The following is a 26,226-nucleotide window of genomic DNA, read 5'->3' as shown; positions in this document are numbered from 1 at the left end:
GTACTATATAAAAACCATTCTTCAATTAACCTGCCACGTTAGCTCAACAAGCAAAAAGATCGCCGCAGCGATCTCCCTCTTTAACTATTGCACCCGTTAGCCATCCATGAAGCGAAAAATCACCGCTTCACCACAGAGAATGAAAATAGTTAGGAAGTGTCAATACTGATACTGACCTTAATCCATTCAACCAATTCATAGACTTATTAATTAACGCTCTCCTCTTTTTTTTAACAATTGAGCAGGGTTTTCTTAAGTATTGTCATTTTTCAAATCCCGAGGAAACTTATTTTCATGGTAGTGTAAATACAATACTTCACAAACCTTCAAATTAAAAAGTGGTTAAGTTAATTCCTTTAACCATCCATCGAACCATTCAATGGGCAGTTTTACTTTAGAAAAATCTAACTGTTGTAGTTCTTTAAGCGAGAACGTGTTGGCTAAATATAAATCCCACTGTGCGTTACCTTCCAAAAAAATGGATTAACGTATAATATCCGTGTTTTGTCGGCAGGACCCCTACTTACTCGTCTTACTTTGTATTAAAAGAAATTTTGATATTTCATTGTAAAATAATAAACAAGAGTTAAAAGAGCTAAAATCGAAAAGTTATAAAAGCTAAACCTTATAAGGTACATTTTACTTTTTTGTGGATCTCTCTTAATAAAAAGTTTAAATGAAATTACACTTGCAAGGGAAGCAACAATCGTACCAAGTCCGCCTAAATTCACACCTACTAATAAAGGCTGCCAATTCACGGAGAATTTTGATAAAAAGATCGCAGCTGGTACATTGCTTATCAGTTGGCTTAAAATTATGGAACTGAAAAAGATTGATGTGGGACTTTTGAGATTTTCGCTGGCAAATGTGTGTACTACCTTTAATTCCGATATGTTTCCTATAAATATAAAAAAACATATAAAAGTAATAAGCAATAAATAATCAATTTTCTTCAATAATTTTATATCAAGTATACATGCGGTTCCCAATGCGATGATGAACGCAAGTTTGTAGCTTAAAGCCCCTAGTATGGATGCAGATATGATGCCAAATAGTATTCCCCATACTGTTGCCTTTTTTTTATTTTTTATAGGAATATGCGGAAGTTCCATTTCCAATGTTTTACTATTCAATCTTTGATTAAGAAAGAATAACAGAACAATTCCAAGAACCACTAATAGAAGGATTGTTGTAAAAAATTGTATAGGTCTTATTCCGTAGTTTGTAAATATGAAAAGATTTTGAGGATTTCCCATTGGAGTTAGGCTGCTTCCGATGTTAGCCGCAATTGTCTCTAGTATAATAGTATCTAACATAGAAGTTTGTATAATCTTACTAATTATAAGTGTTAATGGTACAAATGTTATTAATGCCACATCATTCGTTACAAGCATGGAACTAAAAAAGCATAATAAAATTAGGATTGCTGAAACACTTTTACTATTATGACATTTACTCAGTATAGCAATGGCGAACTTATCCAATAGTTTAAGATCTTCCAGAGCCTTAACTACGAGCATAAGATTAAATAAACTGACTAATACTTTAAAGTTTATAAATTCTAGTTTTGGTGCATGGAATAAACAGCTTACGATTGCTAACATGAGTGATATGGTAAATACAATATCTTTTTTTAAAATTCCAAATTTCAATTTCACTTTTTTTTCGTTTTCCACATAAATATATTCTTTCATCAATCCCCCTCCAGTACTATCTATTCTACTACACACCCCTGTTTCTTACAATTGAAACCTCAATGCACTTAAAAAACACCATCATTTCCATGAAATTACAGAAAAAATGGCATTTTTTCGTTATGGGGGTAATGATTTGTCTTGACTTGATGGGCATGGGGTACCACCAGCAAAACGCGAATTTACAACGTTAAGGAAAGTCCAAAATGAAAAGCCCAATTTCTCAGCAATAAAATAAAGAAATTGGGCTTTTTCGTTACTCCATAAAAGCGCCCGATTGTTGAAGATCCAAGGCTGTTGAAAATGGCTCGCACTTATTTAACTCTAGCACCCGTTACTTTAAGTACATTATTTCACAATTTATTCTACCCTTTAAATGTTTTTAAAGAAAAATAAATGAGTTACTTTATTTCATATTAGAAGAAAATTGTGTACTAACAATTCATTAGAATTAATGGTCACTAAATAGCAAACGTGTAATACATAAAATCACCACATTTTGTTAATAATCCAATATAGAAGTATAAGGTGGTGTGAATATAATGTCCAATAAGCTGATTTTATGGTTACTATTAATTATTCCATGGTTAACATTATATTTTATGAAAAAAGAGGGTATCAAAAGGTACATGCCAGTAACAATATTTACTGCATTATTAGTAACCATCGTCTATGAAATAGGATATACATATAAGTTGTGGCAAATCAAAGAAGCGATAGTGCCCTGGGGATACATAACAAGTGTGAGCTTTGCGTACGGCGCATTCTTCATAACTACAATATGGGTTTTTTATTTTACATTCAGAAACTTTTGGTTATACCTTGCAACAAATATTGTTATTGATGCGTTTGGTGCTTGGGTGATACTTAAATTTGTTGAAGCAAGGAAATTGACTCACTTTACAATAAGTAGTTTAAATTTATTATTAATTTTTGTTACAATAGCCTTAATTGCTTATGTTTTTGAAATATGGTATGAAAAAGTTTAAAATATTGAAATAATAGAGAGTACATTATATAAAGCAGTAGAGTTATTTAAGATGTTCTTATTTCACGTATCAATCGTAAAGCAAATAATTGTCCAGAATACCGTATTATTCAGAAATGGATTTTACGGTATTTTTAATTCGCAATATCTTGCATATGTGTAGCTCTGAGCATATTATTTAATTATATTTTATAACTTTTATAAGTCATTGAATAATTGTTCAATCGTCCTATTCTCGACTTTTTTAACTATTCTGCTCCGTTAGTGAAACAAGAAAAGCTGCCAAAATGACAGCTTCGAACTTAAACTTTAGCCCCCGTTAGCGAATTAACATTGCCTACATCCAACCTATAATTGCAAAGGCAATTAACATAATACCGATAAAAACATATGTAATTCGATATATCCAAACGGGTAGTAATTCTGCAATGTATGAGAAGAGAACCCCGTTTAGTTCTTTATCATTTTTTCTAACTTTCTTAGTATAAGTAAATCCTATAATAATACCAAATAATCCGAGTAAAAAAGGAATTAAGGGGAGTAAAATATCAGTATTCATTGTTTAAACCTTTCTTTACCATGGTTAGTTAATGCCATTATACAAGAAAACACCTTCTTCAACTATCCTGCCCCGTTAGTGAAAAAGCGTTCCTGATTTTACTGAAACGCATCCACGAGTTTAAGAAGGTAAATACTTCTGTTTCTTTTTACTTATTTTTGTCTATTTTTTTACTCTTCTCATATTTTCCCAAGAAAACAAAAAAAGCTAAAAGTGCAATGCCCCCCAATATCCCACCTATAATTAGAATATATTGTGCTGTATCCCAACTCAAAATTATCTCCTCCAAGTTTTTAAGAAGTTAATCATCTTTATAACTTATTCTATTCACCAATTAATAACCCTTCTTCCACTAAACTGCCACGTTAGTGCAATAATAAAAAAAGCTGCACTGATTGCAGCTGTATGTCCTTCCTTTATGTAAAATTATCCATTTACAGATAACTTTACTAAATCATACAAGTAATTAACCACCCATACCATTTTCCAAGCGATTATACCTAAACTAATTGCCATTATAACTAAACTGCCCACTTTTATGACCTCTAACTTTTCTTTATCCACAAAATCACCCCCACAATTTCTCTTTATGGGAGTGTATTCTATAACATTTATATGAATTCCTTCTTCAGTTAACCTGCCCCGTTAGTTTAAGTGAAAAAATTCACAATCTTATCTAAAGTGGTTAATGTTGTACCCAACTAATGATCTTTTTCCATGAATACAACTGAAAACATAATGCCTACCAAGTCCCTCTATTTTTATGGATTACAAGCATGTGGTCCATATGACAATATCAAAGGCATTCGATCTCACTGGATCCCATTCTTTAAATAAAAAGCAAACAAAGATGGCCAGAAAATTAGAGACCAGTCCGGCATATACCAACGCTCGAATTACATTGGGGTTAAATAACATGGAGGTGACACTTCCTTAATATGAACATATATTGAATTTGGAAATAGTTTACCACATCGTTCCCCCATGCTTAAATTCATGCTATAAATTGACTCTGAAGTTCCCAAAATAAGCGTTAATTCATAAAATAAGCGTTAATCCTTCTTAACCTTAATTATTATAAAAAATAAAAAACGCCTAATCCCCTTATGTAGCTAGGGTTCAGACGTTTTTTTAACGATTTTGTCAAAGCGTTAATTATGATTTAACGTACATTTAAATATAAATAAAAAAAGAGAAGTTATTTCTTCCCTTTTCTGCAGATGATGGTTGAAAGGATAATTTCTTTCATTAACATCTTCATGCGTCCCTTATTTCCTAATAACAATCGTTTTACATTAGGTTGTTAAATCGTAAACAATAACAGTCATCATTTACTACAACACGTACATTAGGATTTTTACATAGAATTAAGTACTTTTGTGTCAACCTTCAAGGTTTTAAGTACTTTTGTGTCATTTATTTTGACACAAAAGTACTTAAAATCTAATTGTAAATGTTATAATTTATACGTTTTCATTTTTAGGACTTTTGTGTCACTCGTCAGATGTACAAGGACATAATTTTATGTACAAAAAAGACAAAAAAGATTGTACAACCTCTTTTCTCACCATTTGAGACAAAAAAGTCTGTACAAAAAAGACAAAAAACTATGTACAAGTATTAATCCCTTATGTAAAAATCTCTTATGTGTACACAGACAAAAAAGTCTAACCCAAAGAGTTATCTATACGTATGTAACCGTCAAGTAAAAACGGACGATACTTTTTATAAAATGTGTCGTCCGTTTACGCATTAATTAATTTAAACCAAAAGTTTTTCCGATGGTGTACTTCGATTTAAAGGTCTTTAAAAAATTTTCACCAAACTCATTATATTTGCTACTCAAAATTTTTAGGAGTTCTGAAAAATCTTTTGGCAAAATTTTAGGATTTTCTTTGATGTACTCAAATAATTTTTTACTCATTTCGTACATCTCATTATATCCCTTCTGATTTTTCTTCTCTTCAATTTGCCTATTTATTGCTTCCTTCTCTTCATCAGATATTTTTTCATTAAATGAATTTACATTGTTAATTATGTTCTTACTTTGAGATTCGAAGTGTTCCATACTCTCGTGAGAAATCTGTTCATATAACTTATTTAAGATGTTTGTGATTTCATCTGGGAATTGAATGACCTCTGTTTGATCAAGAAGTTTTACAAGTTTTTGTTCTGGCTCCGTTGGTTGTTCTGCTGACGCAACACTGTTTTCGCATAATAATAACGAAGAAATAATGATCAATATTCGAATCATTGTTTTCCATCTCTTTAGAGTAAGATATAAAATGAAGATTTTTTTATCTTACCCTTAAGCCTTCTAAGCGATTATATTTTTAAACTGCTTCCAAAAATATAAAGTTATAGAAAAGCGCCGACCTCCCATTTTGAAGATCGGCATTAATTCTAAATATAAACTTCAAATTATAATTTATTATACCATTCATCATCAACAGGCTCTAACCAGTCCGTTTGCTCAGGTGTCATTGCTAAGTGTACAAACCAATTATTCAATATACCTAAAAATAAATGATAATTATCGCTTCAAGCTTTCTCTTTATTTCTTTTCAATCCAAAATTTGATAACTTTTTCATCTTGTTCTGTTTTTAAAAGGGTATGACCAGCATTTTTTGACCAAGCAGGAAGGTCTTTTAAAGCACCTCTGTCAGTTACATGAAGCTCTATCACTTGTCCGCTATCCAATGACTCAATACCTTTTTTAAGCTTAATAATTGGCATTGGACAGGTTAATCCAGTAACATCCACAATTGTATCAACCTTTATTTCTTTAGTACTTTCTATATCTGTTTCGCCAAGGTCGTTTGTTTTGATTTCAACGATATTGCTTCCGTATACAGAGGAATAGGTTTTCCAGCCGCCATCAACATTTTTAACCTGGAACCCATTAATTTTTAAAATCCGGCTCGCTAAATATCCTCTTAATCCAACTTGACAGCTGACATAAATTGTCTGTTCCTTTGGAAGTTCTTTTAATCGATCCCTTAATTCATTTAAAGGAATATGGATGGACCCTTCAATAAATCCAAATTCGCGCTCCATTGCCTCACGAACGTCGATTAAAAGTCCACCTTCTGCAACTATTTTGTCAACTTCATGCCACTGAATCGTTTCCAATGCGCCTTCCAAGATATTAGAAGCCACATACCCAGCCATATTTACTGGATCTTTTGCTGAAGAATAGGGTGGTGCGTAAGACAATTCCAGATTTGTTAAATCTTCAACCGTTAACCCACCTTTAATGGCAGTAGCGATAACATCAATGCGCTTATCAACCCCATCTGCTCCAATGGCTTGAGCACCAAAGATTTTTCCTGTTTCTTTATCAAAAATTAATTTTAAAGCAATCGGTGCTGCTCCAGGATAATACCCTGCATGTGAGCTTGGATGAATATGAATGACTTCATACGAAATGCTTAAACGTTTCAATATTTTCTCATTGTTACCGGTTGCTGCAACAGTTAAGTCAAACACCTTTGCAATGGAAGTACCTAATGTCCCTTGATATTTCTCTTTTTTGCCCATCATATTATTTGCAGCAATGCGTCCTTGGCGGTTAGCTGGTCCTGCAAGTGGGATCATTGTCTTTGTACCGCTAATATAATCAACAACCTCTACCGTATCCCCAACTGCATAAATATCTCCATTAGAAGTTTGAAGAAATTCATTTACAGCAATTCCTCCACGCTCGCCTAACTTCAATCCGGCTGTCTTGGCTAGTTCATTTTCTGGTCTGACTCCGATCGATAGAATTGTCATATCGGTTTCGATATCTGTTCCATCAGAGAGGATAACCTTCTTTCCATTATCAGCGAAAGACTCGACACCATTTTCTAAAATTAATTTTACGCTTTTTTCTTTTAAATGCGTGTGTAAAATACTTGCCATTTCAAAGTCAATCGGAGCCATTATTTGATTAGCCATTTCAATAATTGTAACTTCTATTCCTCTATCTACTAAGTTTTCAGCCATCTCAATCCCAATAAATCCACCACCGATTACAACTGCTTTTTTAGGATTATGAGAATCAACATAGTTTTTAATTTTATCCGTATCAGGAATATTTCTTAACGTAAATAATGTCTGATTTTCATTTAATCCTGGAATAGCAGGTACAATTGGTCTTGCTCCTGGTGATAATAATAACTTGTCATAGGATTCTTCGTACACTTCTCCATTTTGTAAATTCTTAATGGTTACAGTTTTATTTTCAGGATTGATGCTTAAAGCTTCACTTAAAATGCGAATATCAAGATTGAAACGGTCCTTCATTCCTTTAACAGTTTGAACTAATAATTTGCTTCGATCTTTGATTGTTTCACCAATGTAATATGGTAGTCCACAATTGGCAAATGAAATATGTTCTCCACGTTCTACAAGGATTATTTCTGTATCTTCACTTACTCTTCTTAGTCTTGCAGCTGCTGTTGCTCCTCCTGCAACCCCACCAATGATGATTACTTTTTGTGCCATGATTTTCCCTCCAAATTTATATTTGTTGGATTACAAACTGTAGTTATTTGCATTTAGATATACCCCTGTGGGTTATATACCTATATGGGTATTATAGAATACAAAAAAAAATAGTAAAGTCCTTTGGTGAGATATTCACATTTTCTTCAAATTTATTGTTCAAATTAATTCGAAATGGAGTAATTTGGCTACAATTAATAACAAAACTTGATATGAATCCCAATAATCGTGTCAATAATACTAAAGCGGATGATCAAACAATAAAACTTCAAATTTCAGAATGATTTTTTGAATATTTACAATGTAATAATGATTAAAAAACCAATTGAACTAAGATCATATACACAATCGTCCCTGCCGCAATTGAGAGGAGCATCTTTCTCTGCCAAAAGTGCAGCAGTGCCACCACCGCCACCCCAAAAAATTCAGGAATACCGTGACTTCCGGATAGTAAACTCACATCCTTAAAACAATAAATAACTAATAGTCCAATTACCGCTGATGGCAGCACTTTACCGAGATACTGTACATAATTCGGTGTGGGTTTACCTGAAGGGAAAACAATGAATGGAAGAAACCTTGTAATCATTGTGCCTAATACAACCATAGCAATCGTAATCATCTGCTGTGTTAAATTCATATTCATGTAGTGCTAACCTCCCCTCTCTCCACTGGTTTTCTAATCAAGGTTAGTAGCCCAAGGATGGCAAACATAGCAGGGATAAGAAACATGTTTCCACCGAAAATAATAAGGCTGACAGTTGAAAGCCCTAGACCTGCAAGTGCACTGTGATGCTTCTTCTCTTTCATCCACTGTTCAATGAAAATGACTACAAAAAGAGCAGTCATAACAAAATCGAGCCCTTCTGTGTTGAACTTAACAAAAGATCCAAAAATGCCGCCAATTGCTGCTCCCAAGACCCAATAGAAATGATTGAGTAGTGTCACAAAGAACATAAACCAGCCTCTATCCACATCCTTCGGAACATCAACGGTACAATTAATGGAAAAAGATTCGTCGCACAGTCCAAAAATCATGTAGACCTTTTTCTTCCCCATTCCCCTATACTTATCCAGCATGGAAATGCCGTAAAACAAATGGCGTGCATTTACCATTAACGTTAGAAAAAGGGCATTCATCGGATTGAAAGAGACAAGCAATAAATTGGCAGCAACAAACTCCATTGATCCTGCAAATATTAATAGACTCATAACAATAGGATAAATTGCACTAAAACCCAATGAATTCATAAAGATTCCATAAGCAATTCCCAAGAATACAAATCCTGCAAAAATCGGGACTGTATATGGAAACGCTGTACGAAAGGCAATCCATTTTTTATTTCTTTTTTTCATTTGATTCACATCCTGTATGGCTAAATTTATTTTAATTTAACATATAAAATCCATACAAAAAACAAGATAATTGTATGGATTACAATTATCTTTATTTACAAAAAATTCACCCATTTTATTAACATAGGTATACTGATTGACGTTTTTACCTAATAAAGACAACTGGTATAAAGTCATCTTTTCAAATATCATTAAAATAAATTCCATACAAAATGATATGATTGTATGGATAAAGATATGAGAGGTGTAGTATGCCAGTAAATTCATTTGAAAATTATCCTATGTCCTGGAAACCTGATAAAAAAGTATTAAAACGTCCTTTTTATAAATCTCTTGCATCATTACTTGAACAGGATATTATAATTGGCTTTTTAGCACCTGGGACCAAGTTACCTCCGCAACGAGAATTGGCGGATTTTCTTGACCTAAATTTCACCACTATTACCCGTGCCTACAAAATATGTGAGGTAAAGGGATTAATTTATGCCGTCACGGGAAGCGGTACCTTTGTAGCTCCTAATGCAACCCGTTCTATAACCATTTCCACAGATAAAACGGCAAACCTCATTGATCTTGGCTTAGTGGCTTCTTTTGAGCAAACCAATGCAATTGTAAAAGATGTCTTTCCAAGGGTTGTAGACAAAAGTTATTTGGAGCAGCTGCTAAATTACAATGATCCGACTGGTATTCCGCATCAAAAAACGGCAGCGTTAAACTGGATGGAATCTTTCGGTATTCACACGGACCAAGAGCATATAGCTATCGTTTCTGGTGCCCAAAATGCGTTGGCCATTACTTTGGCTGCTTTATTTGAACCCGGCAATCGAATTGCTACGGATTTATACACTTATTCAAATTTTATCGAGTTGGCTAAAATGTTTCATATTCAATTAGTCCCCGTCCTTGGAGACCAGTTTGGGATGCTGCCAGACGAGCTTGAAAAACAGTGCAGCCAAATAAATATTCACGGCATTTTCCTTATGCCATCTTGCAGTAATCCTACCACTGTGATGATTTCTGATTTTCGGAAGCAGGAATTAGCGAAGGTCATCCATAAGCATCGTTTAATTTTAATTGAGGATGATATTTATGCATTTCTGACGGCAGGTTTTATCTCAGATTACCAGCAGCCAATGTTCAATTTACTTCCGGAACAAAGCGTTTATGTTTGTGGCACCTCCAAGTCAATATGCTCCGGGTTAAGAGTTGCCTATATAGTCTATGGGGATACATTACGTGAAAAAATTTTGCAGGCGATTTTTAACATCAATGTAAAAACCTCTTCTTTTGATGCAGAGGTGATCACAGAGCTGATCTTATCGGGGAAAGCTCATGAAATTGTGTCTCAAAAGAAACGGCTTGCACAGTCTGCAAATGATATTTATTCGGAATATTTTCCTTTAAGAAAGAATGAGGGGCATCTTCTTAGTTTCTATCGTTGGCTACCCATTCAAGGGCATAACGATGCGTTACAGTTGGAATCGGATTTGAAAAGGCACGGTGTTCGAGTCTTTCATTCTGATCGTTTTCTTAGCGGTCAGACCACCCTTGATAAGTATTTGCGTATTGCACTTGCGTCTACAAGCTCAATAGACGAGTTGAAACTTGGATTAAACATATTAAAAAAGTATCTCAACTAATTGAACCCCAAAATAAAAACCCCCTTAGGTTGGATTATTAGTCCAACCTTAGGGGGGGGCATTTCAACCCACTATGGAGTAAAGCAGCCATTAGCTTACGAGGATTGATATAACGTAGTATCCTCTTTTAATTGATCAAAATGATTTAGCTCAATAGGTAATGAGATGATTACTGTTGTACCTTTCTTTAGGTCACTACTAATTTCAAATTTGCCATTATGGTTTTGAATGATTTTCTTGCTCACCATTAAACCCAATCCTGTTCCTTCTGTTTTGGTAGTAAAAAACGGCTTACCTAATAAATGAATAGTATCCTCTGAAATCCCTACACCATTATCAATGATTGAGATAACGAAATAAGATTCTTTTTTTTCTAATAAAATGTAAATTTTTCCGCCTTCCGGCATTGCTTCGATTGAATTTTTTATAATATTTGCTAATACTTGCTTTATTTGATTTTCTTCACATTTTAATAAAAAGGAATCTCCTAAAAATTGTGGACAAATCTCAATGTTTTTCATAATGGCTTGAGTATTTAGAAGAGTTATCACATTTCCTATAATTTTGGATAAATCAGTTATCGAAAAATTTACAATATGTGGTTTAGATAGTACCATAAATTCACTTACTATAAAATTAATTCGGTTTATTTCATCGTTCATTATTTTTAAAAATTTTTTATTTGACTCATTATCTGTATTTTCATAAATCATTTTCGTAAATCCCTTTAATGAAGTTAATGGGTTTCGAATTTCATGTGCAACACCAGCAGCCAACTCTCCTACCAGAGAAAGTTTTTCTGACTCTCTTAACTTCCTTTCACTTACATTTAGTTTCTTAATTTGTGATATAAGCTTCTTATCGAGAAATGCATTAGATAATAACATGATCAATACTACAACAATAGCTGGAACACTAATAAAAGAACTTAATGTGTGGGAACTAACTATATAGTCGGTACTATATGCTGAAGGGTTTTGTTTAAACATAAAATCTGTTCCCCACATCCCAATATAGTGCAACCCGGATATTCCAATTCCCATTAATATACTACTTAATATTCTCCATTTAATATACATGGAGTTTCTATGATTAAAGAAAAAAAGTAACCATAGAGACCAAAATGCCGCTACAACTGCAATTATTGCTGACAGGACAACAATAGGGGGGTTATAGCTGATAGACAAATTGGGATTCATTGCCCAAACACCTAGATAGTGCATACAAACAATTCCTCCCCCCATAAATATACTGGATAAAAGGAGTCTAAATGGATTTAATTTCATAAAAAAGAATGCAATTCCTGTTCCAACAATAGAGATAACCAGTGAAAGTAAGACTATTCTCATATCATAAATAATTGGATTTGGCATTACCATGGCCACCATGCCAATAAAGTGCATGGTCCAAATACCAATACCCATTGCAACAGCACATCCCATTAGCCATAAATTGTACGTGAAATCTTTAAATACAATCATTTTCCAACGAAGGTCTATCGCTATATATGAAAAAAGAATAGCAACAAGAATTGAAAAAGCAAACCAGTAATAGTTGTAAGTACCAGTTATATGTTCCATACTGAACCACTTCCATTTTCTATCTATTTCCCTTAATCATCATATACTTACAAGCAAAAAATTATAAGTAACGAATGATTTCCATAGATAAATTGAGCCATTTAACTATACATGATACACATAAATCAGCCTAGTACATATTCAATATTTTAACTAATTCCACTACAGCATTTGAGTATACACCTTTACAATCTAAGAAATTCGTTTAATTTAATATCAGCCATTTTTATATTTTTTGTATGCTAAAGGTGTCATGTTCATCGACTTTCGGAATTTATCGATAAAATAGCTTGTACTATTAAATCCTACTCGATAAGCAACATCTGTGACATTAGAATCCGGTTGTTGCAGTAGAACGAGGCTTTTTTGAATTCGATAATCCATTACGTAATTTAACGGTGTTTTCTTTAAAATTCTTTTAAAATATCGACAGCATTCGGAACGGCTCAATTGCCCAGCGCGTGCAATATCGTTTAACATGATTTTCTCGGCATAATGTAGATGGATCCAATTTAACATTTGCTTCATTCGCTTGCTCTTTACCATTTCTGTCAGTTCGTACTCTAATTGAAAACCATTTATAATTAAGTTTTGCCAAATTAACGTTAACTGTACAGTGATGTCAATTTCATAGTATGGTGACTTTTGTAGAATCAATTGATTGATTTTTCTAATGGCATCTAAAATATTTTTCGCCCAAAGCCCCTTTGTATCTAAGTGTAAATAAGGTAAATTAGTCGCGTGAATATAGGGATTTACATAGGTTGTATAGAGTTCTTGTGATAAGATGAAGTGAGGCGAAACATTTAAACAGATATAGACACAGTCCAAGTGATTCTTTTCTTTCGCCGTGTGCAGGCATCCACTATTTATAAATAGACCTTCTCCTTCTTGAACTACTATTTTTTCTTCATTTATTTGAAAGATTGCTTCTCCTTTTACGATCAGGACAAATTGAATTTCGTCATGCCAATGAAGCGGTATATATCCATTTATATTTTGGTTGATTGTTGTTTCATAACAAGCAATCGGTATTACTAATGTACGATGTTCTGTCAGCTCTTTTAAATTTTGGTCAACCATAAAATTTTTTATTTGCAAATTACCACCTCAATATATTTATACTTTTTAATTCGATTTAGGTATTTTTTTAAGGATTTTCCGCTTATTATGACAATAATATAACACTATTTTTATATTTAAAGGTGGAAAATCAATTATGAACAGAAGAAAAGGGTTATTTCTCGTTATAACAGGAGCAATATTTTGGGGTATTGGCGGCACGGTTACAAAAAAGCTTTTTCAACAATATGGAATCGATGTAAATTGGCTCGTTACGACACGATTACTTATAGCTGGTATTTTGCTCTTAGCCGTTCAATTTTTCGGAAAAGACCGTTCTCAGATTTTTGCTGTCTGGAAAAATAGACGGACAGCCATTCAACTGATTATGTTCGGGTTAATCGGTATGCTTACGGTTCAATACACTTATATGGCATCCATTAAACATGGGAATGCTGCTGTCGCAACGCTATTACAATACTTAGCACCTATCTTCATTATCATTTACTTAATTATACGCAAACAAGCTGTGCTGACACGGCAAGATTTGTTAACCGTTTCCCTTGCTTTAGTTGGTTGTTTTTTCTTATTAACAAACGCTTCGATTTCTCAACTTTCTGTGCCGACACTCGCAATTGTTTGGGGTATTTTATCTGGATTAGCGTTAGCATTTTATACCTTATATGCAGTTCCTTTACTGAAGCAATACGATTCCCTTGTCATTGTTGGCTGGGCGATGATGATCGGCGGATTTGCATTAAGTTTTATTCATCCGCCTTGGCAAATTACCACTACTAATTTAACACCCGAGGCTTATTCATACTTATTCTTTGTGATCATCTTTGGTACAATGATTGCATTTTGGTTTTATATAGAAAGTATACAAAATCTATCACCTAAAGAATCAAGTCTTCTAGGTAGCATAGAGCCACTAGCTGCTGTTTTAACAACGGTATTTTGGTTAAAAGAACCTTTAGGATTTTTCCAATGGGTTGGTACAGCCTGTATCATTGGAATGATTTTATCGTTGGCTATGAATAAAAAGTCTTCTTCAAAAACTAGTAAACTTCCTAAGAATGAAGGGCCTCTCAAAGTTATTTGATTAGAGGGGCATCTTTAACTAAAAGAGAATATTTGCTTTCGCATCATTCTTTCTATGTGTTGAGCTTGATGAAAATATAAGAAATATCTATAATCAAAATAATCGAATATTTGTGCTTCATAATTTATAAAAATAATAAGTTTTTATTTTCTAAAAAAACTGAGGGGAGAATTTTATGGTAGAAACAAGAACAATAAAAAAATCTTCCTCAAAAAAGAAGAAAAAGATAATACCTCTTCTTGAAAATTTAAATTTCTTCCATTTACTTAAGGTTATCTTTCTTATTTTCCTATCCCTGCTAATTGTCTATCTCTATTATTTACATACCAAAGGAATTTTACTTTCCAATATGGCCTTACTGTGGAAATTGCATAAGAAAGTTATAATCATTATTCTCGGGTTTGTATCATATAGTTGGGGTGTTTTTTACTTGGGTTTTAGGAAAGGAAGAAAAAGATAAAAGTTTAATCTAAATACAAAAGTCATTTAAAAACCGACCTTGCTTATTTTAGAAAAAGGTCGGTTTCTATGCCTGTATTTAATTGCAAAACAAGAACGCTTGTACTTTAATACACTTATAAGTTGTTCCTGGAAAACTGAAGATATTAGGTTCTAGCAGGAAAACCGTCTGCTAAGTAAAATCTTCAACAATCTATTTAATTAAAGATCGGTCGTGATAAAGTCCGATGCGGAACGATAAGCATATCGAGATTCTTTTTAAGGCTTGTCGAGCAAAGTGCCTGGCTATAACGACATACGTCCGTTAATGTTCTTGGCGAATATACACCAGTGTTTTAGTAAAACCTCTTTCTTTAGAAAGATAAGGTGCTATTAAGAAGTGTATTAGTATCCTTGAACCCCACTACTTTAGCGGTGGGAGTTGTCAGTTCCCGGTTTATATATAATTATTTCACATCAATATAATCTGACCTTTGAAAGATATGAATCATACATCTTTCTGTTTCAAACAATAAATTCATCCCCTAAAAACTTAGTGAAAAAGAGGCTGTTCTTATTGAACAAGTGAACCTATTAACTTAATTAGAATTATTGATATAATACACTTTTACATTATTCCAAATTGATTTCCAATTCTTTTTTGTAATGCGGTCTTCGTAAATTTCTATTCGCTCTTTAGTCTGAGTAAAAAAAGGGGTCGGCTTCACTACTAGATTGACAACATCACTAATTCCAAAGGGGGCTGTTAATACCACATTGTCTTTTTCATCCAATTTTACCCCTAAGGCTGTTGCTGTTTCTGGAAACTTGGAAATAGCATCAACGGAGGAAGAATAAGGAGGCATTTTGCTTTTAATGTGCATTCTTGCTTCATTCTTTACAGACCAAGGAGTGTTAGGCATAAGATTATTTAGCAATTCCTCCAGTTTCTTTTCCTCTAATTCATCAATATTAGTAGGGTCAAAATATATTAAATCAATATCTGGGATGAGAGTTCTTTCACTGAAATTATGTAAGGTATCCCATATTTTTGAACGAACAAATCCTGCACAGATCCACCAATCAGGCAAATTCAACGATTTTGCTGATTTTAATATGTGCATCATCCAGTTATCTTCTCTAATAAGCTCAATAATTTTTTCCTCATTTATCACAGTAGATTACTCCTCAAAAAATGTATTACTTTAATTTAGTGAACGAATATTTTTATAAATAGTGCGTAAGAACCATTTCTACTTAGCGGTTAAAACAACTAAATTCCAATATGTGTTTCTTTTAAAAAAAGCTTGAATTATGAAATTTAAGCTTTTTTTAAAAGAATAAATATTTACTTCTTTATAAAAAAGTGTAAAATTACACTAAAGATGATATTGGTGGTTAATTTATTATGAATGACAATTCATTTTTCCTTTTAGCACTTGCTGTTTGGCCAATTTTAATATTTAGTTTAGTCTATAAAATTTTTAAACTGATAAATATAAAAATTGCAATATTATCTGGTTCCATTTTTAATATTTGTTTGTTTTTTGGAATTAGTTATTTGTGGTTTTACCTTATTGCTATTGATGGGGTAAGTCAAGTTATAGGAATCTTCTTCTTTATAGGTTACTTTCTCCTTATGGAAATAATTCTCTTAATATTTTTATTAATAAAAAAAAGTAAGGATAAATAAAATATCCTCACTTTTCTCTCTTAATATCCTTTTCTTAATTTGGTCCAATGTAATGGGTCACAGTTACATCCCCCATCACCACCTCGCTGGACCATTGGTGAAACTTCTATCCAAGGTTCATCAGATCCTAAATCTGCATGTTCTTTAGCATAAGGCACGTAACTAACATCAAAATAAGTGGGGTTTCCACTTGCTGTTCCACGGATTATTAATTAAGATTATTTTTTAAAAATAGTCGATATAACTTTATCATAAGTCATGTCGCTATCCACGACAAATGTGCCTGGTCGTAATCTGTTTTCAATATTTTTCTTCTCAATATCCTTTGAGAATTTAAAGGCATCATCAATGATTTTTGCTTTTTCAAGCGCACGGCCAACATCGATACTCGTCATCCCATTTGCAACATTTAAGACAACTCTGTAAACCGTTTTTTTCGATTTGTTATCGTCGGCAGGAGCAGCTTTTTGGGCAGCCGCTTTAGCATCATTCAAATTCTTATCATATTCAACCTTCGTTTGAACAACATAACCTGCAGCAGCAAGTTTGTTTTTCATCTCATCCTCTGATGGTTGAACGGTTACTGTTTTGGTTTGTTCAGATACTTTGACAGGTTTAGTTGAAGCTTCTGTTTTACCCGTAAAATAAACAGCGCCGCTAATCGTTGTAGAAATAAGAATTCCTGCTGCAAAACTGGTCAATAGATTAACCCGCATTTGAAATACTTCTCCTTTCATCCTTCGATCTTAGGTAAGGAGTAAGCAATTCTTTAATTTCTTCTGCAGAAACCTGTTTTTTCTCAGCAATGCTTTCAATTGAATAATTGCGTTTATATAAGTCTAGTATTTCACGCATGAACACTTTTTCTTTTGGAGAAAGTTGAACTCCTGCTTCATTCATGACAACTTCAATATCAAGCTCAATATTGCGAATTGACTCTTGTAAATCATTGATTTCTTTCATGACCTCAACGTGAACTAAATCAATTCCTTTATTCTCTGCTTTCGTTGCTTGAGCTGTTTTTACTAGCGAAATAATTAAAAGCAATACTGAGACTCCAAACAAGCCTGCTAATGTCCATTCCATTTTAATGATCTCCTCCTTTTTTAGGTGGTCACAAGTTGTTATTATACATGGAATCGACGATTTTTTCGACAAATTTCTCTTAAATTAAGCAAAAAGTCGTAGAAATAACGTGACACTTTTAATAAAACGAATTTTATTGGTGAAGTCTATAAATAGAAACGGAATTGAAAGGAGTTTTTTTCATGCAAAATAATCAACCGCCCATTCCCTTTCCGCCTCGGGCGATTACCACAAAGGATCTTCTTTATTTAAAAGATGTTCTTTCATGGGAACTTCTGGCTTTTAAAAAATTTCATCATCTCGCGCAGCAAGCAACCAATCTGCAATTCAAACAAGCGCTAGATAAAGTGGGTAGAATGCATCAAAATCATTATAAAAGATTACTCACTCACCTCCAGGTTAATAACAATATGGCGATGGCAGGCGTACCAAAACCACAGCAAACACAACAAATGCAACAATCCTAAATTTTGTAAGGAGGTTTATGTGAAATAATGCAAAATCAACAAGCTCAGCAAAATCAACAAAGCCAGCAATCACAAAACCCAAATCAGATCGCGAACCCGCAAACAGGTCAATTGCCTAAAGTAAAAGGACCAGAAATGAACGACCGTGATTTTGTAAATGATGGCCTTAGTACCTGTAAATATTTAACGGACAGTTTAAATATTGCGATTCGGGAAGCAAGTCATCAGCAGCTTCATAGCGACTTACTTCAAATTCTGAACGAAACACATCAAAGCTGCCGGGATCTATACCATTTAATGTTTCAAAATGGCTGGTACAAGCTTGAAGCCGAAGAACAGCAAAAAATTGATCAAGCCTATCACCAATTTAACAACTATTCCACACAGTTCCCTTATCGATGACAATAGCCCGGAAATTTACTCCGGGCTTTTTATACGTATATCCAATTTAATGAACACGAATGATTTCTCGTAAATCCTCATCATGTCGAATTCTTGTATGCTTGGATTCCAAACGATAAAATTCTTCTATATCAATTTCATCGGCAGGTTTTTCAGCCCACAAGTTTCTAAAATTACCAAAGAAATCCTCGAACATGCCATCATCCTCCCTCATCATGGTCATCCATTATTTATGGCTAAAAATAATCTGGTTAAACCAAAATATAAAGGAATGTAACCGACTAGATATTTTTTCAATCCCCTCGGAATACCTGCCCATTCTTGTCATAAAAATCGTCAAAATTTTTTACTTGTTAAAACGGGAATACAGTTTTATAGTATCGTTATGACCCCATTGGTCAAAAAATAAACAAACTATTTAGGAGGTCCTATTACTTGAATTGGCTTACCCGTTTTTCCCTTAAAAATACAGCCGCTGTCCTCATTATCGCTCTTCTAATTGCCTTTGTGGGAAGTTACTCAGCGGTTAAGCTAAAAAAAGAAACGATGCCTGATATTAGTATCCCAATTATAGCTGTTATTACCCCCTATCCGGGTGCAGCACCCAGCGATGTAAAAGACTTAGTCTCTGAACCTCTTTCAAAGTCTATTACGGGAATACCGGGTCTTAAGGATGTCAGCACCACATCCACAGACAATATCTCGACGATTATCGCTCAATTCGATTTTTCAGCGGACCTTGATGAAGCAAAGCGAAAAATAGATGAAGCAATCTCAAAGGTTTCACTGCCTGAAGGGGTTGTTGACCCACAGGTCACACGAATTAGCTTTGGCTCATTTCCGATTTTAAAAGTCTCTTTATCGAACAAAAATATCTCTGACGCCAAGCTTGAAAAACAAATCCGTGCCAATATCGTACCAAATTTAACAACCGTTGCCGGCGTTGGCCAGGTAAATGTTTCTACCCAAAAAGATAGCGGAGTATATGTAAGATTATTGCCTGATAAGCTGAAAAAATATGGTCTTACCTTTCAACAAATACAGCAGCAAATGCAAGGAAACAATATGTCCTTCCCGATTACCTCATTAACCATTGGGGATCAATCAAAACCGGTTCGACTCTCCGGACAAATTACATCTGTTGACGATGTTAAGAATATGCTGATTCCAGTCTTCCCGGATACGCAAAAGTCGATGTCCAATACGTTTTCACAAATGGGCAAAGGCGTTGCTGACTTAGGAGAGGCAGTTGGTCAGCTCGGACAAGGTTTGACAGGGATGAACCAAGCGCTTAGCGCACAAATACAACTTGTTTCAGCTATTAATCAAACGCAAAGTCAGCTTATGGACGCAAAGCTTGCCATACAGCAGCAAAACCTAGTCCTAATGAATCCTGCTGCAAAACCAGAAGAAAAAGCAAAAGCACAGAAAATGATGGCACAGTTGACGAAACAAATTCAAATAGGTCAAACAGCCCTTAATTCGATGCAAAAGCAATTAAAATCCATACAAACAGCCATGAGTTCTGGTGCGAAACCATCACAAGGGATACAACCAAAACAACCAGTGAAGCAAACAAACCAGACCTCTGCTGACCAATCCATTAAGGTTGTAAAGCTAAAAGATCTTGCCGAAATAAAATCGGGAAGTGCAGATGTCACTGCGATATCTCGGACAAATGGTGCAACAAGTGTTGTTCTGGATATCATCAAAACGCAGGACTCCAATACAGTTGATGTGGCAGAGGATGTTAAATCCCAGTTTACAAAGCTAAAAAGCGAACTACCAAAAGGGACCGATGTTACCGTTGTATTTGACCAATCAACGGCTGTTAAACAATCGATTAATGGGATGATGAAAGAGGGAATTCTTGGTGCAATCTTTGCATGTATCGTCATTTTGTTATTTTTACGAAATGTCCGTTCAACCTTAATTTCAATAATATCCATTCCGCTTTCCATCTTAATTGCCATGCTTTTCTTAAAGCAGTTTAATATTACATTGAATGTCATGACACTTGGAGGTTTAGCGGTTGCAGTTGGACGCGTTGTCGATGATAGTATCGTCGTCATTGAAAATACGTACCGTCATCTCATGAATACGAAGGATCGCGATACTAATATCATTTTAGTAGGCGTAAAGGAAGTTGCTTCTGCCATTACCTCGAGTACGCTTACGACCATGGCCGTGTTCCTTCCGCTTGGATTAGTCAGTGGGATGATTGGCAAAATCTTTTTACCTTTTGCGTTGACTGTAGTATTCTCGCTCTTGGCATCATTGATCGTTGCTGTAACGATTGTACCGTTGTTAGCTAAATTATTTTTACTAAAACAGAAAAATATAAAGCAACATGAAGAAACGAAGGGAAATGGTGTCCTTTTTTATCAACGGGTTCTTAGTTGGTCGTTAAGACATAAAGGAATTGTCTCCCTCCTCTCCATCTTGCTTTTAGTTGGTTCAGTTGCCCTAGTTCCATTAATCGGGACAGGTTTCATACCGGAATCGAAAGAAAAATATGTAAACGTGGATGTTACTTACCCAGTGGGCACCACTTTAAAAATTACGGATGCAATAGTAAAAAAGGTTGAAACCTTGCTGGCTAAAGAAAAAAGTGTTGATTTTTATCAAACAACGATTGGCTCTGCAAAAGGTTCCCTTAATACGTCAGGAAAAATTAGTGGGACCAATACGGGGAATATTTTTGTTCAACTAAAAGATACAGCAAATGTAGAAGCAGTTGTGAAAAAGCTTCAAAATGAAGTGACCCCATTAATGGACCATAAGGCAGATATTAAAGTTTCGCAAATGAATCCAAATGGCGGTGGGTCTAATAATAACGTTGAAGTAACAGTTTCCGGAAGTAATCTTGCGGATGTAAAGAAAGCGACGGATACACTGACAAAGCAATTTAATGGAATAAAGAATGTTGACGATATTAGTAATAATCTAAGTGAAGCAAAACCACAAATCAACATTAAAGTGAACCAAGATGAAGCGGCTAAGGAAGGTTTAACTACAGCTCAGATTATGAGTTCAGTAAAGGAATTGTTAACCGACCAAAAGGTAACCTCCTTTAAAGCAGGAAAAGATCAAGTGGACATTAACCTTGGTTTAAAATTAAAGGCGCCGACAAAACTGAAGGATATTTCTTCATTGGACTTCAAAACACCTACGGGAAAAACCATTTCCTTGTCTGATGTAGCCGATGTCAAAGAAGTGCAAGGTCCAGTCAGCATTCAAGAAAAGAACGGGGAACAATACGCGACCATTACACTCTCATCTAAAACAAATGATATTGGCAGTATCACCAAACAGGTGACAATGAAATTAAAGAGTGCAAAGCTGCCTAGCAGCGTAGACGCATCGATTGGCGGTGCGACTCAGCAAATGAACGAAGGCTTTTCACAGCTTGGCATCGCATTACTAGTAGCCATTGGTGCTGTTTACTTAGTCATGGTCATCGCCTTTGGTGAAGCAAAAGCACCATTTGCGATTTTATTCGCTCTACCGCTTGCGATTATTGGCGGTTTAATTGGTTTATTTATTACAGGAAAAGTGTTAGACATGCCGGCAATGATTGGCGCCCTAATGCTCGTCGGAATTGCGGTCACCAATGCAATTGTGCTTGTAGATCGTGTGCAGCAGCAGCGGAAACATGGCTTATCCATCCGCGAGTCCTTAATAGAGGCAGGATCTACACGTTTGCGTCCGATTTTAATGACAGCCATTGCAACCATCTGTGCTCTGTTACCGATGTCATTCGGTCTCTCAGAAGGAGCACTTTTATCACAATCATTAGCGATTGTTGTGATTGGCGGTTTAACTACCTCTACCCTGTTAACGTTAATCGTTGTACCAGTCGTGTACGAAATGATTTACCGAAAAGAACGCAAGAAGGAAAAAATGCTGAAGGAAGCGGCGTAATAGTTGATTTTAGATAGAAATAGAGGGTTTCCTAATGGGAACCCTCTATTTTCAACTAAAAAGGAATTTAATTTTAGGAAAAATAACATTTATCTGCGATGGTTCATGATTTATCCGCGATCGTCTTAATTTTATCTGCGTTCTTTAAGAATTTATCTGCGATGCTATTTTCCTTCCCCACTTAACCCTTTAAACCTCTTGTACTTTCCCATCAATAATCGTCATCTCAATATCCGTTTTCAATAGTTCATCTGGATGTTCCATTTCAAACAGGTTCTTCGAATACACGGTCATATCAGCTAGTTTTCCTCTTGATAGAGTTCCCTTTATGTTCTCCTCAGAGGTTGCATAGGCACCTCCAATTGTAAACACTTTAAGGGCTTCAAGCATGGATAACTTTTCTTTTATATTCCATCCTTCATGCTGATCCCATGGTGCTCTACGCGTTGCAGCCGAGTGAATTCCAAGCAATGGATCAACAGGCTCAACGGGTGCATCAGAACCGCCGGCGCATATTACTCCGCTAGAAAGTAAGGACTTCCATGCATATAGATACTGCTCCCGATCTTCACCAATTCGCTCTTGAATCCAAGGATAATCTCCGACCACAAATCGTGGTTGAATATCGGCAACCCGGCTTTGATTCGCTAAACGCTTGATTAAATCTTCTCGAACAAGTGAAACGTGGATAATACGATCGCGATAGTTCACCATAGGGAACTGATCCAGCACATCTAGAACATTTTCCAAAGCTTTGTCACCAATCGTGTGAACAGCAATTGGCATCGAATACTCACGGGAATCCTTTACCATTTGATAGAATGTTTCCTGATCCTGCATCGCCTCGCCAAATTGTCCAGGGGCATCATGGTAAGGGTCTGAAAGTAAAGCCGTTCTTCTTCCAAACGCACCATCGGCAAAAATCTTTATCGCGCCAATTTGCAATTGATTATTGCCATAGCCTGCGCACATTCCCCTTTCCTTTAAATCTTTCAGAAAAGGATAGTCAATCAGCAAATTACAGCGCAGTCCATACCCTTCCTGGTTAATCAACTCATCATACAATCGATAGGTCTGATCAAGTCCGCCAAAATAAGCTGGATCATTCGTATGCGCACTTGTTAAACCTTTTTTGACAGCAAATTTCATAGCTTGGGCTAAACCATTTTTTAACTCTTCATACGTTTTTTCAGGTATGTATTTCGTAATCAATTTCGATGCAGATTCCAGTATTAATCCAGTTGGTTTTTTCGTATCAGGATCCAAGACGACACTGCCGCCCATTGGAATTTCCATCGAAGAGTGATAATTGCATATTTCGAGCGCTTTGCTATTGACTAAGAAGGCATGATAACAAATTCTTTTTAAATAAATTGGGCACTGGGGTGCGGCATAATCAAGTTCTTGAATGCTTGGTGTTGTTCCATCTTCAAAAAGATTTTCATCCCACCCCATTCCAATCAGCCAGCTTCCCGGTGCGACGGTACTTGCTTTCGCTTTGATTTTTTCAAGCATTTCTTTTTTCGACTTCACTCCAGTCAAATCCAAGTCTAAAAAGTTAAACGTAACTCCTGAAAGATGCAAATGACTATCGATTAAGCCGGGTGTGACCATTTTCCCTTGTAAGTCAATCGTGGTAACACCATGTCTACCCCATTGCAGAAGCATATCCTTTTGCGTTCCTAAATCTACAATTTTACCGTTCTCAACTACGACAGTTTCTACCACAGGATTCTTTGAATCTAGCGTATAGATTACTCCATTTGCGAAAATTGTTTTTGACATCCAAATTCCCCCTTTAAAAATTTTTTATATTATATAACGAAAAGCAAACCGACATTGTTATAAAGATTTCTCAAATTTACTGCCGGCTGCAGATGCCAACCTTAACACTAGCCTCAATTTTATTTGCAAAATATTCAGCGGATGAAGAGATGGGAACACTTACGACCATCCTATCAACCATTATATCTTTATCAACGATCCCACTCATGCTGTTTTTAATCAACTTAATCGGTGTTTTTTAAAAATAAAACTCCTCTTACCTAGGTAAGAGGAGTTTTATTCGTTATTGCGGGTACTTTTATACGTTTTTCTTAATTATTCTGCATCCATAAATGGATAGGCAATTTCTGCGGTTGGAGCAAAATTTTCTTTGATAACACGAGGACTAGTCCAACGAATCATGTTAAATACAGAACCTGCTTTATCGTTTGTACCAGAACCACGAGAACCGCCAAATGGTTGCTGATTAATCATCGCGCCAGTTGGTTTGTCATTGATATAGAAGTTTCCAGCGGCGCCAGATAAGCGGCGTTCCAAGTGCATAATTGCTTGACGATCTTGTGCAAAGATAGCACCTGTTAAAGCATACATAGACGCTGTATCTACTGCATTCAATGTTTCTTCTAATTTATCATTTTCATATACATAGATTGTTAATACTGGTCCAAAAATTTCTTCTACCATTGTCTTGAAGTTTGGATTTGTTGTCACAATGATTGTCGGTTGAACGAAATATCCAACTGAATCATCATATGTGCCCCCAGTAATGATTTCTGCTTCTTCAGAAGCCGTAGCATAATCGATATAGCCTGTAATTGAATCAAAAGCAGGTTTGTCAATTACAGCACCCATAAAGTTTGTAAAGTCTCTTACATCCCCTACTTTAAGCTTCGCAGTCTCTTCCAATAATCCAGCTTTAACTTCTTCCCACATGCTAGCTGGAATGTAAGCACGAGAAGCTGCTGAACATTTTTGACCTTGGTATTCAAACGCACCACGAACAAGATTCGCTGCTACTTTGTCTGCTTGTGCAGTTTCATGTGCAAATACAAAGTCTTTACCACCTGTTTCCCCAACTAAACGAGGATAAGATTTATAGTTTGCAATGTTTTCTCCCACTGTTTTCCAAATTGTTTGGAACGTACTTGTTGATCCAGTAAAATGGAATCCAGCCATACGAGGGTCTGTTAATACTACTTCTGATACTTGTGAACCACGAGAAGGTACAAAGTTAATTACGCCTTTTGGTAATCCTGCTTCTTCTAAAATACGCATAAAGTAGTAGTTTGCTAGGATAGAAGTTGTTGCTGGTTTCCAAACGACTACGTTCCCCATCATTGCAGGAGCTGATGGTAAGTTCCCGCCAATTGCTGTGAAGTTAAATGGAGAAATGGCCAATACAAAACCATCTAATGCACGGTAATCTAAACGATTCCAAATATTCTTCATACTTTCCGGTTGAATTTGATAAATTTGATTCGCATAATCAACGCCAAAACGTAAGAAATCTGCTAATTCTTGTGCAGAATCAATTTCAGCTTGAATAGCAGTTTTGGATTGTCCTAACATCGTAGCGCCATTCATTACGTCACGGTATGGACCAGAGATTAAATCAGCAGCTTTTAAGAAAATAGCTGCACGGTGTTCCCATGGCGTATTTTCCCATGATTCTTTTGCAGCCATTGCCGCTTCTACAGCATCACGCAACTCTTTTTCTCCAGCTTGCGAATAGTTTGCTAAAACATGTTGATGATCATGCGGCATAACTACTTGCTTCACTGTATCTGTCTTTATATTTTCTCCATTAATAATCACAGGGATATCGACTACGATATCAGATTGGCGATTTAATTCTGCTTTTAATGTTTCTCTTTCTTTTGTACCTGGAGCATAAGTATTGCCAGGCTCATTTTTAGGTGTTGGGATTTTGAAAATTCCGTTAGTCATTCTTGCACGTTCCT

25 protein-coding genes are annotated in these 26,226 nt (G+C 35.2%); 9 read left to right on the top strand and 16 right to left on the bottom strand.

What is annotated here, in order from left to right; genetic code table 11:
• Positions 1–542: 542 nt before the first annotated feature.
• Positions 543–1,694 (bottom strand): SLC13 family permease, encoded by a 1,152-nt coding sequence (locus tag J2Y67_RS17530; RefSeq protein ID WP_310176128.1) that lies wholly within the window; start codon positions 1,692–1,694, stop codon positions 543–545.
• Between the two features lie 62 nt (positions 1,695–1,756).
• Between J2Y67_RS17530 and J2Y67_RS17525 the strand changes: the two genes are divergently transcribed.
• Positions 1,757–1,888, top strand: a complete 132-nt coding sequence (locus J2Y67_RS17525) for a hypothetical protein (protein ID WP_310176127.1) — start codon at positions 1,757–1,759, stop codon at positions 1,886–1,888.
• A gap of 348 nt (positions 1,889–2,236) precedes the next feature.
• The gene (locus tag J2Y67_RS17520; RefSeq protein ID WP_310176126.1) at positions 2,237–2,683 is read left to right on the top strand and encodes a hypothetical protein; all 447 of its coding nucleotides are present in this window, start codon (positions 2,237–2,239) and stop codon (positions 2,681–2,683) included.
• A gap of 336 nt (positions 2,684–3,019) precedes the next feature.
• Here J2Y67_RS17520 and J2Y67_RS17515 read toward each other — a convergent pair whose 3' ends face one another.
• The 7 genes from J2Y67_RS17515 to azlC all read right to left on the bottom strand — a co-directional run bounded on the left by J2Y67_RS17515 (position 3,020) and on the right by azlC (position 9,086).
• Positions 3,020–3,241, bottom strand: coding sequence for a hypothetical protein (locus J2Y67_RS17515; protein ID WP_310176125.1), 222 nt, complete (start codon positions 3,239–3,241; stop codon positions 3,020–3,022).
• A 148-nt stretch (positions 3,242–3,389) separates the two neighbouring features.
• Complete coding sequence (locus J2Y67_RS17510) at positions 3,390–3,515, bottom strand: hypothetical protein (protein WP_310176124.1); 126 nt, start codon at positions 3,513–3,515, stop codon at positions 3,390–3,392.
• A 152-nt stretch (positions 3,516–3,667) separates the two neighbouring features.
• A complete protein-coding gene (locus tag J2Y67_RS17505) occupies positions 3,668–3,805 on the bottom strand; it encodes a hypothetical protein (protein WP_310176123.1) in 138 nt (45 codons plus the stop codon).
• Between the two features lie 1,192 nt (positions 3,806–4,997).
• Positions 4,998–5,495: a hypothetical protein gene (locus J2Y67_RS17500; protein ID WP_310176122.1), complete on the bottom strand. Its 498-nt coding sequence runs from the start codon at positions 5,493–5,495 to the stop codon at positions 4,998–5,000.
• A 300-nt stretch (positions 5,496–5,795) separates the two neighbouring features.
• On the bottom strand, positions 5,796–7,730 hold the full coding sequence (locus J2Y67_RS17495) for a CoA-disulfide reductase (RefSeq protein ID WP_310176120.1): 1,935 nt from the start codon (positions 7,728–7,730) through the stop codon (positions 5,796–5,798).
• A 313-nt stretch (positions 7,731–8,043) separates the two neighbouring features.
• Positions 8,044–8,376, bottom strand: coding sequence for a branched-chain amino acid transporter permease (locus J2Y67_RS17490; RefSeq protein WP_310176119.1), 333 nt, complete (start codon positions 8,374–8,376; stop codon positions 8,044–8,046).
• Positions 8,373–9,086 carry an azaleucine resistance protein AzlC gene (azlC, locus tag J2Y67_RS17485; protein WP_310176117.1) on the bottom strand — a complete coding sequence of 238 codons (714 nt, stop codon included), beginning with the start codon at positions 9,084–9,086 and terminating at the stop codon, positions 8,373–8,375. The genes J2Y67_RS17490 and azlC overlap by 4 nt, the downstream gene beginning before the upstream one ends.
• A 251-nt stretch (positions 9,087–9,337) precedes the next feature.
• Here azlC and J2Y67_RS17480 point away from each other — a divergent pair, with 251 nt between their 5' ends.
• Positions 9,338–10,726 (top strand): aminotransferase-like domain-containing protein, encoded by a 1,389-nt coding sequence (locus tag J2Y67_RS17480; RefSeq protein ID WP_310176116.1) that lies wholly within the window; start codon positions 9,338–9,340, stop codon positions 10,724–10,726.
• Positions 10,727–10,821: 95 nt separating this feature from the next.
• Here the strand turns inward: J2Y67_RS17480 and J2Y67_RS17475 are convergent, their stop codons facing one another.
• Together J2Y67_RS17475 and J2Y67_RS17470 are read right to left on the bottom strand one after the other, a co-directional pair.
• Positions 10,822–12,306, bottom strand: a complete 1,485-nt coding sequence (locus J2Y67_RS17475) for an MHYT domain-containing protein (RefSeq protein ID WP_310176115.1) — start codon at positions 12,304–12,306, stop codon at positions 10,822–10,824.
• Positions 12,307–12,522: 216 nt separating this feature from the next.
• The gene (locus J2Y67_RS17470; protein WP_310176134.1) at positions 12,523–13,401 is read right to left on the bottom strand and encodes an AraC family transcriptional regulator; all 879 of its coding nucleotides are present in this window, start codon (positions 13,399–13,401) and stop codon (positions 12,523–12,525) included.
• 124 nt (positions 13,402–13,525) lie between these two features.
• Here J2Y67_RS17470 and J2Y67_RS17465 point away from each other — a divergent pair, with 124 nt between their 5' ends.
• Positions 13,526–14,470: an EamA family transporter gene (locus J2Y67_RS17465; RefSeq protein WP_310176114.1), complete on the top strand. Its 945-nt coding sequence runs from the start codon at positions 13,526–13,528 to the stop codon at positions 14,468–14,470.
• A gap of 1,037 nt (positions 14,471–15,507) precedes the next feature.
• On the opposite strand, the gene J2Y67_RS17460 is transcribed toward J2Y67_RS17465, so the two are convergent.
• Positions 15,508–16,035 (bottom strand): nucleotidyltransferase family protein, encoded by a 528-nt coding sequence (locus J2Y67_RS17460; protein ID WP_310176133.1) that lies wholly within the window; start codon positions 16,033–16,035, stop codon positions 15,508–15,510.
• 281 nt (positions 16,036–16,316) lie between these two features.
• On the opposite strand from J2Y67_RS17460, the gene J2Y67_RS17455 reads away from it, so the two are divergent.
• Positions 16,317–16,601, top strand: a complete 285-nt coding sequence (locus J2Y67_RS17455; protein WP_310176113.1) for a hypothetical protein — start codon at positions 16,317–16,319, stop codon at positions 16,599–16,601.
• Positions 16,602–16,819: 218 nt separating this feature from the next.
• Here J2Y67_RS17455 and J2Y67_RS17450 read toward each other — a convergent pair whose 3' ends face one another.
• Both J2Y67_RS17450 and J2Y67_RS17445 read right to left on the bottom strand, forming a co-directional pair.
• Positions 16,820–17,317 (bottom strand): aminodeoxychorismate lyase, encoded by a 498-nt coding sequence (locus J2Y67_RS17450; protein ID WP_310176112.1) that lies wholly within the window; start codon positions 17,315–17,317, stop codon positions 16,820–16,822.
• Positions 17,307–17,687, bottom strand: a complete 381-nt coding sequence (locus J2Y67_RS17445) for a hypothetical protein (protein WP_310176111.1) — start codon at positions 17,685–17,687, stop codon at positions 17,307–17,309. Before J2Y67_RS17445 ends, J2Y67_RS17450 begins: the two co-directional genes overlap by 11 nt.
• Positions 17,688–17,869: 182 nt before the next feature.
• Between J2Y67_RS17445 and J2Y67_RS17440 the strand changes: the two genes are divergently transcribed.
• Both J2Y67_RS17440 and J2Y67_RS17435 read left to right on the top strand, forming a co-directional pair.
• Positions 17,870–18,154: a ferritin family protein gene (locus J2Y67_RS17440; RefSeq protein ID WP_310176110.1), complete on the top strand. Its 285-nt coding sequence runs from the start codon at positions 17,870–17,872 to the stop codon at positions 18,152–18,154.
• Between the two features lie 27 nt (positions 18,155–18,181).
• Positions 18,182–18,556: a spore coat protein gene (locus J2Y67_RS17435; RefSeq protein ID WP_310176109.1), complete on the top strand. Its 375-nt coding sequence runs from the start codon at positions 18,182–18,184 to the stop codon at positions 18,554–18,556.
• A 46-nt stretch (positions 18,557–18,602) separates the two neighbouring features.
• Here the strand turns inward: J2Y67_RS17435 and J2Y67_RS17430 are convergent, their stop codons facing one another.
• Positions 18,603–18,752, bottom strand: a complete 150-nt coding sequence (locus tag J2Y67_RS17430; protein ID WP_310176107.1) for a hypothetical protein — start codon at positions 18,750–18,752, stop codon at positions 18,603–18,605.
• A gap of 239 nt (positions 18,753–18,991) precedes the next feature.
• Between J2Y67_RS17430 and J2Y67_RS17425 the strand changes: the two genes are divergently transcribed.
• A complete protein-coding gene (locus J2Y67_RS17425; RefSeq protein WP_310176106.1) occupies positions 18,992–22,480 on the top strand; it encodes an efflux RND transporter permease subunit in 3,489 nt (1,162 codons plus the stop codon).
• 189 nt (positions 22,481–22,669) lie between these two features.
• Here J2Y67_RS17425 and J2Y67_RS17420 read toward each other — a convergent pair whose 3' ends face one another.
• Entirely contained in the window at positions 22,670–24,265 is a 1,596-nt protein-coding gene (locus J2Y67_RS17420) for an amidohydrolase (RefSeq protein WP_310176105.1), read from the bottom strand.
• A 92-nt stretch (positions 24,266–24,357) separates the two neighbouring features.
• Between J2Y67_RS17420 and J2Y67_RS17415 the strand changes: the two genes are divergently transcribed.
• A complete protein-coding gene (locus tag J2Y67_RS17415) occupies positions 24,358–24,507 on the top strand; it encodes a hypothetical protein (protein WP_310176104.1) in 150 nt (49 codons plus the stop codon).
• A gap of 73 nt (positions 24,508–24,580) precedes the next feature.
• Here J2Y67_RS17415 and pruA read toward each other — a convergent pair whose 3' ends face one another.
• Positions 24,581–26,212 carry an L-glutamate gamma-semialdehyde dehydrogenase gene (gene pruA / locus J2Y67_RS17410; protein WP_310176103.1) on the bottom strand — a complete coding sequence of 544 codons (1,632 nt, stop codon included), beginning with the start codon at positions 26,210–26,212 and terminating at the stop codon, positions 24,581–24,583.
• Positions 26,213–26,226: the final 14 nt, after the last annotated feature.

Source organism: Neobacillus niacini, from assembly GCF_031456445.1.
Lineage (GTDB): Bacteria > Bacillota > Bacilli > Bacillales > Cytobacillaceae > Neobacillus > Neobacillus niacini_I.
The sequence above is the reverse complement of the archived record's forward strand: the minus strand, read 5'-3'. Positions and strand labels throughout refer to the sequence as shown.